This is a genomic window from Pseudomonas rhodesiae, from assembly GCF_013285305.1.
Classification (GTDB): Bacteria; Pseudomonadota; Gammaproteobacteria; order Pseudomonadales; family Pseudomonadaceae; genus Aquipseudomonas; species Aquipseudomonas rhodesiae.
Genome location: NZ_CP054205.1, coordinates 1,382,596 through 1,394,732, shown reverse-complemented (window position 1 = coordinate 1,394,732; position 12,137 = coordinate 1,382,596). Strand labels below are relative to the sequence as shown.

Annotated in this window: 10 protein-coding genes; 2 read left to right on the top strand and 8 right to left on the bottom strand. The window is 63.1% G+C overall.

Annotated features, from left to right (window positions below; genetic code table 11):
- Window positions 1-132: 132 nt before the first annotated feature.
- The 8 genes from HRH33_RS06240 to HRH33_RS06205 form a co-directional block, all read right to left on the bottom strand.
- The gene (locus tag HRH33_RS06240) at window positions 133-1,311 is read right to left on the bottom strand and encodes an ABC transporter substrate-binding protein (protein ID WP_034137133.1); all 1,179 of its coding nucleotides are present in this window, start codon (window positions 1,309-1,311) and stop codon (window positions 133-135) included.
- Window positions 1,308-2,282 carry a CobW family GTP-binding protein gene (locus tag HRH33_RS06235; protein WP_167417229.1) on the bottom strand — a complete coding sequence of 325 codons (975 nt, stop codon included), beginning with the start codon at window positions 2,280-2,282 and terminating at the stop codon, window positions 1,308-1,310. The genes HRH33_RS06240 and HRH33_RS06235 overlap by 4 nt, the downstream gene beginning before the upstream one ends.
- Entirely contained in the window at window positions 2,279-2,578 is a 300-nt protein-coding gene (locus HRH33_RS06230) for a hypothetical protein (protein ID WP_034096069.1), read from the bottom strand. Before HRH33_RS06230 ends, HRH33_RS06235 begins: the two co-directional genes overlap by 4 nt.
- 13 nt (window positions 2,579-2,591) lie before the next feature.
- On the bottom strand, window positions 2,592-3,341 hold the full coding sequence (locus tag HRH33_RS06225) for an SDR family NAD(P)-dependent oxidoreductase (RefSeq protein WP_034111902.1): 750 nt from the start codon (window positions 3,339-3,341) through the stop codon (window positions 2,592-2,594).
- Between the two features lie 483 nt (window positions 3,342-3,824).
- Entirely contained in the window at window positions 3,825-4,586 is a 762-nt protein-coding gene (locus HRH33_RS06220; RefSeq protein ID WP_167417230.1) for an SDR family NAD(P)-dependent oxidoreductase, read from the bottom strand.
- A 10-nt stretch (window positions 4,587-4,596) separates the two neighbouring features.
- Window positions 4,597-5,937, bottom strand: a complete 1,341-nt coding sequence (locus HRH33_RS06215; RefSeq protein WP_040267372.1) for an MFS transporter — start codon at window positions 5,935-5,937, stop codon at window positions 4,597-4,599.
- Window positions 5,938-5,960: 23 nt separating this feature from the next.
- Entirely contained in the window at window positions 5,961-6,839 is an 879-nt protein-coding gene (locus HRH33_RS06210; RefSeq protein WP_034096065.1) for a polysaccharide deacetylase family protein, read from the bottom strand.
- An 11-nt stretch (window positions 6,840-6,850) separates the two neighbouring features.
- Entirely contained in the window at window positions 6,851-8,182 is a 1,332-nt protein-coding gene (locus HRH33_RS06205; RefSeq protein WP_167417231.1) for an amidase, read from the bottom strand.
- A gap of 336 nt (window positions 8,183-8,518) precedes the next feature.
- Between HRH33_RS06205 and HRH33_RS06200 the strand changes: the two genes are divergently transcribed.
- Together HRH33_RS06200 and lon are read left to right on the top strand one after the other, a co-directional pair.
- Entirely contained in the window at window positions 8,519-9,508 is a 990-nt protein-coding gene (locus HRH33_RS06200; protein WP_034137128.1) for a GntR family transcriptional regulator, read from the top strand.
- Between the two features lie 117 nt (window positions 9,509-9,625).
- Entirely contained in the window at window positions 9,626-12,046 is a 2,421-nt protein-coding gene (gene lon / locus HRH33_RS06195; RefSeq protein WP_034137127.1) for an endopeptidase La, read from the top strand.
- Window positions 12,047-12,137 lie beyond the last annotated feature (91 nt).

Here is a 12,137-nt window from a genome sequence, read left to right as displayed (position 1 = left end):
TGGCGTCAAAAAATACCCGTCCATTGCAGGTATTTGTGTTGAGCAGATTAGCTCGGCGCAGGCGCTTGTCCACCCAATAAAACCGGGGACTTCAGCGTCAGCTTATTGGCGACAGAGGCTTGGCTTTTCGGGTCAGGCCGGCCCTCGCGCGCGCATGAAATCGCCCCAGCGGCGCACCAGGTAGTTGTGCTCGTCCATCACCGCGTTCCACACCGCGATGTGGCCCATACGCTGTTCATAGGAGCCGCCGTCGCGCACCTCGCCCCGGTCGATCAGCGGCAGGCCATCGCTGCCCGGCAGTTCTTCACGGGCGGGCTTGCCGGCGTACCAGTAATCCCACTCGGCGGCGCTCAAATGGTCGCGCGTGCGGGCCGGGTTGCCGATGTAATACCCCTGACGCGCCATCACCGCACCGGGCCAGCCGGACAGCCACCAGTTGAGGTACGCGTAGGCGGCATCCAGCACCGGGCCCTGGGCATGGCGCGATAACGACAAACCGCCGAACCAGGCGCGATAGCCTTCGCGCGGCACCGCCAGGCGGTACTTCACACCGGCGCGATGCAGGCGCATCAAGGTTGGAGACCACAGGCTCTGGATATCGATACTGGGGCTGAGCATCAGTTGCGCGGCTTCTTCGTCGTCTGACCAGAACGCCGCGAAGTGCCCCTCCTTCTGCTTGCGCACCAGGATGTCGGCGAGCACGTCGATGTCCTCGATGCTCATATTGCCGATGTCGCGGAAACTGGCGAGCCCGGCGCCCTGCACCGCCAGCGCGGCATCCAGTGCGCCAATGGCGGCGTCGCTTTGCAGTGCGGTGCGCGCGCGCCACGCCGGGTCCAGCAGCCAGCCCCAACTTTCGTTGCCCCGGCAAAAGCCTGCGGGCAGACGCTCGGGGCGGTAGGCAAAACTGTCGGCGTTGTGGGTCAGGGGCAGCATGCTGATACGTTCGGTCACGGTGCTGCCGAGGCTGCCGTCGTGCTGCACGAACAGCCGCTCGCTGGGCACGCTGCCACTGCCCAGGCGGTCGTTGGGGCTCAGGCGCCCGCGCTTGGGCAAGTCGTTGATCTCGTGCCACAGCGCGATGCGGCGCGTGTCGATGGGCTGGATCGCCCGCGCCGGCCAGACGAAGTCGACGTTGTGAAACCATTGATCGTAAAGGTCGTAACTGTCGGGCTGCATCACCGCAATACGCTGGGCCTGCTCGACATCGTGCACCTGATAGACCAGGCGAATGCCAAGTTCCTGCTCGGCCCGCACGCGCAAACATTCGAGCAATGTCACCGAGGTGCCGAGGACGCGCAGTGTGATCATCGGGCCAACCGCCGGGAAAACACCTCGAAAGAACGACGCAACAGCGCAGGGTCGAGGCCGCGCAGGATAAATACCAAGCGCGATTGCCGGTCGCTGCCCGGCCACGCAGGCAGATGCACCGGCGCGTGCAGGCAATGCTGCACGCCATGAATGACGATGGGGGCGTTACTGGCGTTCACGTTGAGCAGTCCCTTGACCCTGAGGATTCGTTCGCCGTGGCATCTTAGCAGCATCGACAACCACACCCCGAACCCTACCCAGTCCAGCGGCTGCTCGAAGGTCAGGCAGCACACCTGCGCCGCGCCGTGGGAGGCGGTGGTGGATCGATGCAGTTGCCAGCGTTGCACTTCATCGGCGGGCGCGGCGCTGCGCAGGCCTTCGCCAAGCAGCAATTGGTCGCCGCTGTGAATGGCGTGGGAGTCGAGGATCGGCGTACCGGCGTTGAGCGCCTGCAAGTGCGCACGCAGCGGGGCGCAATCGCCGGCCAGGTCGGTCTTGCTCAGCAGCAGGCGGTCGGCGGCGGCCACTTGGGCCAGCCATTCCGGGTGCAGGCGTTCTTGCAGGGCGGCGTGGCTGGCGTCCACCAGGGTGATCACCAGGCCGATATGGAAACGCCCGCGCAGTTGCACGTCGTTGTTGAGTGTGGCGAGGATCGGCGCCGGGTCGGCCAGGCCGGTGGTTTCCAGGATCACGCGCTTGAACGCCGGGATTTCACCGCGTTCGCGGCGCTGCAACAGGGCCAGCAGCGCGTCTTTCAACTCGCCGCGAATCGAACAACACACACAGCCGCTGGGCAGCAGCACGGTGTCTGGGGCCACTTCTTCCACCAGCAAATGGTCGATGCCCACATCGCCGAATTCGTTAATCAGTAACGCGATGTCGCCCAGGCTTTCACCCTCCAACAGGCGCTTGAGCAAGGTGGTTTTGCCGCTGCCGAGGAAGCCGGTGATGACGTTCAGGGCCATGCTCATGGGGCGGACTCCAAGTGATCCAACAGCGTCGCATCGAGGGGGTCCAACGCACGGCCGAGCATGCTTTCGGCCGCTTGCCAGAGTTGATCCAGGCCGCTGGCCAGGGCTTGTTTGCCGGTGGCGCCGATCAGTAAATAAGAGGCGCCCTGGAAATCTTCGACCTTGAGCCGGAACACCGCCAGCACCTGATTGATCGCGGCGATGCGGCGCAGCCGTTCCCGGCGCCGGGGCAACTCATCGCCCAAGGGGTCGCTCCAATGCAGGTCTTCGCCCAGCAGTCCGCAGAGTCCACACATCGCTATACCCCGCTCATGGCATGACGTCGCCGGCGTTCGGGCCAAGCGTCTGGCCGACAAACAGATTGCCGCCGGGCTCGCTGGCGAGCAGCACGGCGGTGGGCGCCACTTCATCGGCCAGGCCGAAGCGGCCCAGGGGCAGCTCGGCGGCTTTGGCGCGTTTCCAAGCCTCGCTGATCCCGCCCACTAACGGCGTTTCGATCGGCCCCGGGGCGATGGCGTTGACCAGCACATTGTCCTTGGCCACTTCCAGGGCCAGGGACTTGGTGAAGCCGATCACCCCGGCCTTGGCGGCGGCGTAGTGAGTCAACTCGGCGCCGCCCTTGATGCCCAGTTGCGAGGCCACATTGATGATCCGCCCCCAGCGCTGCGCCAGCATGTGCGGCAGGGCGCGCTGACTGGCGACGAACACGCTGGTGAGGTCGACGCGCAGCATGTCGTTCCACATTTCGAGGGTCAGATCGACACAACGCGCCTGGGTCAGCATGCCGGCGTTGTTGACCAGAATATCGATACCGCCGAAGTGCTCGACACACCGGTCGACCCCGGCCTGAGCGCCTTCTAGCGTGCCGACATCGGCCACACACTCGACCACCTCGGCGCCCAGGTTGCGGCAGGTGATCGCGGTTTCGGCGAGGCTGGCGGCGTTGCGGTCGGCCAATAACAGACGCGCGCCTTCAACCGCATAAGCGCGGGCGATGGCGGCACCAATGCCGCTGCCGGCACCGGTGATCACAGCGCGACGATCAGTGAGTTGGGGCATATACATTCTCCAGAAACAAATACAATTTCAATGTGAGAGGGGGCTGCCCCCGATTGCAGGGGGTCAGCCAGGACAGCTGTGTCTGACCCACCACCATCGGGGGCAAGCCCCCTCCCACAGTTGAAGCGAGTACATCCGTCAGGCCAGTATCATTCCAATGTGGGAAGGGCTTGCCCCCTACCACCGTTGAAGCGAGTACATCCGTCAGGCCAGTGTCATTCCAATGTGGGAGGGGGCTTGCCCCCGATTGCAGGGGGTCAGCCAGGACAGCTGCGTCTGGCACACCCCCATCGGGGGCGAGCCCCCTCCCACAGTTGAAGCGAGTACATCCGTCGAACCAGTGGCATTCCATAGTGGGAGCGAGTACATCCGTCAGGCCAGTGGCATTCCAATGTGGGAGGGGGCTTGCCCCCGATTGCAGTGGTTCAGCCAGCACAGCTGTATCTGGCGCACCACCATCGGGGGCAAGCCCACTCCCCCCCATCAGTCAGGCCAGCGTACGGTCAGGCCGCCGTCGATGACGATGCTCTGGCCGGTGAGGTAGCTGGACGCATCACTGGTCAAGAACTGCACCAGCGACGCCACTTCATCGGCGCGCCCTACCCGGCCCAGCGGAATAGCGCGGGCGGCTTTGGCCAGTCCTTCGGGGCCGAGGGAGTTTTTGGCGTCCAGGGACTGCGGCGTCTCGATCAGGCCCGGGATCACCGCATTGCAGCGAATGCCCAGAGGCGCCAGTTCCACCGCCAGCGAACGGCACAACCCCGGCACCCCAGCCTTGGCGGCGGCGTAGTGGCTGTGGTCCTGCCAGCCGTACACGCCGCCGGCGATCGACGAAATCGCCACCAACGCACCGCCCTCGTTCATATGCCGACTGGCAGCGCGAAAGGTGCGCATGACGCCGGTCAGGTCTACGTTGAGCATCTCGTCCCACAGCGCATCGGTCATGTCCAGCAACGGTGCGCGACGCAGCAGGCCGGCGTTGGCCACCGCGTAGTCGAGCCGACCGAAATGCTGCACAGCCTGCGCGGCCAAGGCGTCCACCGAGGCGGTGTTGCCCACGTCCAGCGGCAACATCAGGCAGACGCCACCGGCTTCTTGCACCAGGCTCACAGTGATCTGCGGGTCATGGGGATCAGCCGGAAAGTACCCGCCCACCACTGTCACGCCATTGCGCGCATAGGCCACGGCCAGGGCTTGGCCGATGCCGCTGGCGGCACCGGTAATCAAGGCAACTTTACGATTCATCGAATACTCCTTACTGCACGGTTTCCGGGCGGACATGGCGGGCGGCAAACATCAGCGCACCGGACAGGAAGCACGGCACCGCACCGAACCACAGCGCCGCGGTCTGCCAGTCGCTGCCGGCGGACAGCACTTGAGTGGCACCAAAGCCTGCGACCACCGCACCGATGGGCCCCATGGCATGGATGATCGCGCCGCCAGTGGCGCGAATGCTGGTGGGGAAACTTTCACTGATAAAGAACAGCGCCGCCGAGTACGGCCCGATCAGGAAGAACAGGCCCAGGCTGTACAAGCCCACCACCATGGCCATATTGCTCGGGCCGAACAGCATGCCGGCGAACGACAGACCGCCGAGCATCCAGCCCAGGCCGATCACATTGCGGCGGCCGATCTTGTCGCCCATCCAGCCATGGCTGAGGTAGCCGCAGTAACCCACCAGGTTCGACAGCACCAGGATGATCAGCGAGTTCTCGAACGAGATGTGGTGCACGCTGACGATCACCGACGTGCCCAGCACACTGAACACCTGGATCGCCGCCCAGTTGAGCAACAGCGCGGCGCCGATCACCAGGGTGGCGCGGCGTGCCGGGCCACGGAACGCGGCTTTGAGCCCGGCCTTGCTGTGTTCGTCGTAGTCCACGCCATAGGTTGCGGCGACGTTCTGCGCTTCGATCACCGCGCCACTTTTACGCAGTTCGCTGATGCGCTGATGGATCTGGAACTGCGGGCTCTCCTTGAGCTTGCGCGCCATGATTGCAATCACAATGGCCGGGATCGCCGCGAAGATAAAACACCCCTGCCAACCGATGATCGGCAGCAACAAGGCGGTCAACCCCGCCGCAATCAGCGCCCCTACCGGCCAGCCGCCCTGCACCAGGCTGTAGATGAAACCGCGTCGTTTGGTCAGTCGCGGGTCTTCCGACGCGCCATACAGCTCGGTGAGGTAGGTGGCATTGACGGTTTCTTCGGCATAACCCAGACCGCCCAACGAACGGATCAGAATCAACGGCGACTTGCCCCACGCCCCGCCGATCGCGGTCAGCGCCGAACACAGCGCCGAACCGGCCACGGTAAAAATAATCCCTTTGCGCCGCCCCAGTTTGTCGACGATAGGGCCGATGGCCAGGGCGACCACGGCGGTGCCCACCGCTACCCAGGTCGCGATCTCGGCTTGCTCCACTTCACCCCAGCCGAAGTGGCGGCCGATCTCCGGCAGCAAGGTGCCGAACAGAATGAAGTCGTACACCGCAAACACCCAGGCGAAAAACGCGATCCAGGTGGCGAAGCGCACTTCCTGGGACGTCAATTGCCGGGGTTTCCAACCGGTCAGGTCAAGCTTGTTGTAGATGGACATGGGTGGCGCCTCAAGGGGTGGGGTCAGGAACGCGGTTGGCGACGGATAAAGTCGTCGGCGATTTCATCGAACGTGACAAAACGCACGCCGGCATGGCTCTGGATGTGTTCGATCAAGCGTTCGAGCATCAGCAGCACTTGCGGGCGGCCGGATACGTCGGGGTGGATGGTCATGGTGAACACCGCGTGTTCATGTTCGCGGTAGACCCAGTCGAACTGGTCGCGCCACATTTCTTCGAGGTGACGCGGGTTGACGAAGCCGTGGCTGTTGGGGGCTTTCTTGATGAACATCATCGGCGGCAGGTCATCCAGGTACCAGTTGGCCGGGATCTCTACCAAGTCGGTTTCTTCACCGCGTACCAGCGGTTTCATCCAGGTGTCGGGGTGCTGGCTGTAGTCGATCTTGGTCCAGCTGTCGCCCTTGCGTACGTAGTAGGGGTGGAAGTCGTTGTGCATCAGGCTGTGGTCGTACTTGATGCCTTTTTTCAGCAACAGCTCGTTGGTGACCTTGCTGAATTCCCACCACGGCGCAACGTAGCCGGTGGGGCGTTTGCCGGTGACTTGGGTGATCAGTTCGATGGACTTGTCGAGGACGATTTCTTCCTGCTCGGCGGTCATCGCAATCGGGTTTTCGTGGCTGTAGCCGTGCACGCCGATTTCGTGGCCGGCATCGGCGACGGCCTTCATCTGCTCGGGGAACGTCTCCATCGAGTGGCCGGGGATAAACCAGGTGGTGCGCAGGCCGTAGCGTTCGAACAATTTGAGCAGGCGCGGCGCGCCGACTTCCCCGGCGAACAGGCCGCGAGAGATGTCATCCGGCGAGTCCTCGCCGCCGTAGGAACCGAGCCAGCCGGCGACGGCATCAACGTCGACGCCAAATGCACAAAGGATGTCTTTAGCCATGGTGTATCTCCTTAAACGTTAAGTACGGATTCGACGGACAACGCGGCGCGCAGCAGGCGCGCGTCCTCCCCCATCGGGGCGCTGAGCAGCATCCCGGTGGGCAGGCCCAAGGCATCGCGGCCGCTGGGCAAGGTCACGCCGGGCATGTCCAGCAGGCTGCCGGGCATGGTCAGGCGCAGGGTGGCGAGGTTGGTGGTGGCGAACAGGTCGTCGTCGGCTTCCAGAGGCACCAGGGCCGGGGCGACGTGGGCGACGGTGGGCGTGATCAGGATCGCGCCGTCGAGGTCGTCGACCAGTTGGAGTTGCAGGCGTTGGCGTGCCTCGATCAGGCCGATCAACTGGCTGGCGGGCAGCCCGCGCGCGGTTTCGAGGCGGCGGCGCACCCGTGGATCGAGTTGTGCGGCGTCGGCGCTGTCGAGCAGGGCTTGGTGCAGGGCGAAGGCTTCGAAGGCGCCGAGCCAGCCATGTTGGTGGATCAGTTCCAGTGCGCCTTTGAAAGTCGGGCTTTCACGGTTTTCGATCAGCGCACCGGCGGCCTTGAGTTGCTCCACGGCGCGCAGCAGGTTATTGCCTACGGCCGGTTCAACGTGGCTCAGCACGCTGTGCTCCAGCACAAACCGCTGACCCTTTAGGCTGCGTGCGGTATGGGTGTGCGTGCGGCCGTGAAGGATATCGTCGAGGGTCAGGGCATCGCGCACGCTACGCGTCAGCGGGCCGAGACTGTCGAGGGTGCGAGCCAAAGGGAACACACCGTCGCGGTTATAGCGCCGAATGCTGCTGCGATACCCCACCAGGCCATTGAAGGCCGAGGGGATGCGGATCGAGCCGGCGGTGTCGGTGCCCATGGCGATCGGCACGATTCCAGCGGCGACGGCCACCGCCGAACCGGACGACGAACCACCGGGGATACGCGGCTGATCGCTGGCATGGGGATTGTGCGGCGTGCCGAAATGCGGGTTCAGGCCCAGGCCGGAATACGCCAGTTCACTGAGGTTGGTCTTGCCCACGCTGACCATGCCGGCGCGGCACAACAGGCCGACAACGGGCGCATCGAGCGCGGCGGCGGGGGCATTGCGACGGTAGGCGGCACCGGCGGTGGTGACGCTGCCGGCCATGTCAAACAGGTCTTTCCAGGCCAGCGGCACGCCGTCGAACGGGCTCAATGGCTGACCGGCACGCCAGCGAGCAGCGGCGGCTTCGGCTTCACGGCGTGCGCGGTCGGCGGTGAGGCTGATAAACACGCTGCTAGACCGCCGGGCCAGGTCAAGCGAGTGCTCCAGAGCTTGCACCGGGTCGCTGCGACCGTGGGCGAAATCCTCGGCCATTGATGTGGCATCTGACATCAGCGCAGTCCTTTTAAAACGTACATATTCATAAAATGTACATTTTACAAAGGCAGCTTTCGTGCCAGCCTTGGGTGATCTACTAGCGCTTTCCGGGTCGTTAACGCTAGAGATAGCGAACTAGAGCCCTTTCAGGGTTGCAGAATAATCCGACAAGCAGAGGAGAAGTGACTTAGGCTCAAATAATGTATCTTTTATTAATAAGTACATTTTGGTGCAGAAAAGTAACAACGATCCGCTTCAGGCCCCAAAAAAGTGCCCACAACGTGGCGCAGAGTGACACCCACATCTATGAGAGAATCCCCGGCCATCGTCCTACAGGCTCTTGAGAAATCGATGAAAGCAGCGTCTGCCTCGGCCTCCCGTTACGCGATGATTCACCAGGTGTTGCGTGATGCGATCGTCAACGGCACTGCCCGCCATGGGCTAGTGTTGCTGGAAGCGCCCCTGGCCGAATTGTTCGGCACCAGCCGCGTGCCGGTACGCCGGGCGTTGGACCTGCTGCATGAAGAAGGGCTGATTTGCCGTTTCAATGGCCGCGGTTACTTGATCAATCCCGAAGGCCTGGCCATGGAGCCGCTGCGCCTGCCCTTGAGCGCTGCGCACCTGGGCTTGAACGGCGAAGATGAGTTGGTGGACACGCGACCGTTGGGCGAACGGATCGTCGATGAAATCGGCGCGGCGCTGTCCACCTGCATCGCCTTCGGCCACTACCGCCTGGATGAACAGGCGGCCGCCGAACACTACGGCGTCAGCCGCGCGGTGGTGCGTGAAGCGCTGATGCGTCTGCGCGACCGTGGGCTGGTGGAAAAGGAGCCCTACTCCCAATGGCTGGCCGGCCCATTGACAGCCCGGGAAGTGACCGAGGACTACGAACTGCGCGCCTGCCTGGAGCCCGAAGCCTTGCGCCAGAGTGCGCCGAACCTCGACCGCGAGGTGCTGCAAGCCATGCTGCAACGGGTGCTGGAGGCCCAGAGCACTCCGCACTGCAGCCTGGAAGCCATCGAGCGCATCGAAGAGGACTTGCACCAGCACTGCCTGGCCGGTCTGCAAAACCGCAAGATCGCGGCGTTGATCCGCCAGGGCCAGAGCCCGATGATCATCAGTCGGATATTCCACGGTTTGCTGGGGATCGGCGCCGATCCGTCAATGCTTGCCGAACATCGCTTGATTCTCGAACTGCTGCTGCACGGTGCCTTCGATGCCGCCGCGCTGAACCTGCGCGAGCACTTGCAGCGGGCGCGACAGCGAATGTTGCAGCGCTTGAAAGTACTCTCGGTCCTGCCAGAACAGCCGCTGCCTGCCTACCTTCATAAAATCAGCTGACCCCATGGCCGGATCGCCGCCGTAATTTTATGCAATATGTTGCTATCTCAACCCCACCATTGAAACCACCGCTACCTCGCCCCATCTAAGCACCATACTTCCTGATGCAGGTGCCCCATGAGCGACCAGCAAGAATTTCCCGATTACGACCTCAACGATTACGCCGACCCCGAAAACGCTGAATCCCACTCGTCCAATACCGGCCTGGCCCTGCCTGGGCAGAACCTGCCGGACAAGGTCTATATCATCCCGATCCACAACCGGCCGTTTTTCCCCGCGCAAGTGTTGCCGGTGATCGTCAATGAAGAGCCCTGGGCCGAAACCCTGGAACTGGTGAGCAAGTCCGAGCACCACTCCCTGGCCCTGTTCTTTATGGACACGCCGCCGGAAGACCCGCGCCACTTCGACACCTCCAGCCTGCCGCTGTACGGCACCCTGGTGAAGGTGCATCACGCCAGCCGCGAAAACGGCAAGCTGCAATTCGTCGCCCAGGGCCTGACCCGCGTGAGGATTCGCACCTGGCTCAAGCACCATCGCCCGCCGTACCTGGTGGAAGTCGAATACCCACACCAGCCGTCCGAGCCGACCGACGAGGTCAAGGCTTACGGCATGGCGCTGATCAACGCGATCAAGGAGCTGCTGCCCCTCAACCCGTTGTACAGCGAAGAGTTGAAGAACTACCTCAACCGCTTCAGCCCCAACGACCCATCGCCGCTGACCGACTTCGCCGCCGCCCTCACCTCCGCCACCGGCAACGAACTGCAGGAAGTGCTGGACTGCGTGCCCATGCTCAAGCGCATGGAAAAAGTGCTGCCGATGCTGCGTAAGGAAGTCGAAGTCGCGCGCCTGCAAAAAGAGCTGTCCGCCGAAGTGAACCGCAAAATCGGCGAGCATCAGCGCGAGTTCTTCCTCAAAGAACAGCTCAAAGTCATCCAGCAGGAACTGGGCTTGACCAAGGACGACCGCAGCGCGGACGTCGAGCAATTCGAGCAGCGCCTGGAAGGCAAAGTACTGCCAGCCCAGGCGAAAAAACGCATCGATGAAGAACTCAACAAACTGTCGATCCTGGAGACCGGCTCGCCGGAATACGCGGTCACCCGCAACTACCTGGATTGGGCCACGTCGGTGCCGTGGGGCGTGTACGGCAAGGACAAACTCGACCTTAAGCACGCGCGCAAGGTGCTGGATAAACACCACGCGGGCCTTGATGACATCAAGAGCCGTATCCTCGAGTTCCTCGCGGTGGGCGCCTATAAAGGCGAAGTCGCCGGTTCCATTGTGCTGCTGGTGGGCCCGCCGGGCGTGGGCAAGACCAGTGTCGGCAAATCCATCGCCGAGTCCCTGGGCCGCCCGTTCTATCGGTTCAGCGTCGGCGGCATGCGTGACGAGGCCGAAATCAAGGGCCATCGCCGCACCTACATCGGCGCCCTGCCCGGCAAACTGGTGCAGGCGCTCAAGGACGTGGAGGTGATGAACCCGGTGATCATGCTGGACGAGATCGACAAGATGGGCCAGAGCTTCCAGGGCGACCCGGCGTCGGCGCTGCTGGAAACCCTGGACCCTGAGCAGAATGTCGAATTTCTCGACCACTACCTGGACCTGCGCCTGGACCTGTCCAAGGTGCTGTTCGTGTGCACCGCCAACACCCTGGATTCCATCCCCGGCCCATTGCTCGACCGTATGGAAGTGATTCGCCTGTCGGGCTATATCACCGAAGAGAAAGTCGCCATCGCCAAGCGCCATCTATGGCCCAAGCAGCTGGAAAAAGCCGGCGTGGCGAAAAACAGCCTGACCATCAGCGACGGCGCCCTGCGCGCGCTGATCGACGGTTACGCCCGTGAAGCTGGGGTGCGCCAGTTGGAGAAACAGCTGGGCAAACTGGTGCGCAAGGCGGTGGTCAAGTTGCTGGATGCGCCGGACAGCGTGATCAAGATCGGCAACAAAGACCTGGAAAGCTCCCTGGGCACGCCGGTGTTCCGTAATGAACAAGTGTTGTCCGGCACTGGGGTCATCACCGGCCTGGCGTGGACCAGCATGGGCGGTGCCACCTTGCCGATCGAGGCGACGCGCATTCACACCCTTAACCGTGGCTTCAAGCTGACCGGCCAGTTGGGTGAGGTGATGAAGGAGTCCGCCGAAATCGCCTACAGCTACATCAGTTCGAACCTGAAGTCTTTTGGCGGCGACCCGAAGTTCTTCGACGAAGCCTTTGTGCACCTGCATGTGCCGGAAGGCGCCACGCCGAAGGACGGCCCGAGTGCTGGTGTGACCATGGCCAGCGCCCTGCTGTCCCTGGCCCGTAACCAACCGCCGAAGAAAGGCGTGGCCATGACCGGCGAGCTGACACTGACCGGGCATGTGCTGCCAATTGGCGGAGTGCGCGAAAAAGTAATCGCCGCGCGGCGCCAGAAGATTCATGAACTGATCCTGCCGGAGCCCAATCGCGGCAGTTTCGAAGAATTGCCGGAGTACCTGAAGGAAGGCATGACGGTGCATTTCGCCAAGCGCTTTGCGGATGTGGCGAAGGTGCTGTTTTGATAGACCGTTAGCCCTTGCACTGGCCTCATCGGGGGCAAGCCCCCTCCCACAGGTTGATTTGTGAACATACTCAGTGTGGGAGGGGGCTTGC

What these genes read in the sequence shown, in the direction of transcription:
- HRH33_RS06240 (WP_034137133.1), bottom strand. Translation starts at nt 1,311, where the DNA reads ATGATCACACTGCGCGTCCTCGGCACCTCGGTGACATTGCTCGAATGT.
- HRH33_RS06235 (WP_167417229.1), bottom strand. Translation starts at nt 2,282, where the DNA reads ATGAGCATGGCCCTGAACGTCATCACCGGCTTCCTCGGCAGCGGCAAA.
- HRH33_RS06230 (WP_034096069.1), bottom strand. Translation starts at nt 2,578, where the DNA reads ATGTGTGGACTCTGCGGACTGCTGGGCGAAGACCTGCATTGGAGCGAC.
- HRH33_RS06225 (WP_034111902.1), bottom strand. Translation starts at nt 3,341, where the DNA reads ATGCCCCAACTCACTGATCGTCGCGCTGTGATCACCGGTGCCGGCAGC.
- HRH33_RS06220 (WP_167417230.1), bottom strand. Translation starts at nt 4,586, where the DNA reads ATGAATCGTAAAGTTGCCTTGATTACCGGTGCCGCCAGCGGCATCGGC.
- HRH33_RS06215 (WP_040267372.1), bottom strand. Translation starts at nt 5,937, where the DNA reads ATGTCCATCTACAACAAGCTTGACCTGACCGGTTGGAAACCCCGGCAA.
- HRH33_RS06210 (WP_034096065.1), bottom strand. Translation starts at nt 6,839, where the DNA reads ATGGCTAAAGACATCCTTTGTGCATTTGGCGTCGACGTTGATGCCGTC.
- HRH33_RS06205 (WP_167417231.1), bottom strand. Translation starts at nt 8,182, where the DNA reads ATGTCAGATGCCACATCAATGGCCGAGGATTTCGCCCACGGTCGCAGC.
- HRH33_RS06200 (WP_034137128.1), top strand. Translation starts at nt 8,519, where the DNA reads ATGAAAGCAGCGTCTGCCTCGGCCTCCCGTTACGCGATGATTCACCAG.
- lon (WP_034137127.1), top strand. Translation starts at nt 9,626, where the DNA reads ATGAGCGACCAGCAAGAATTTCCCGATTACGACCTCAACGATTACGCC.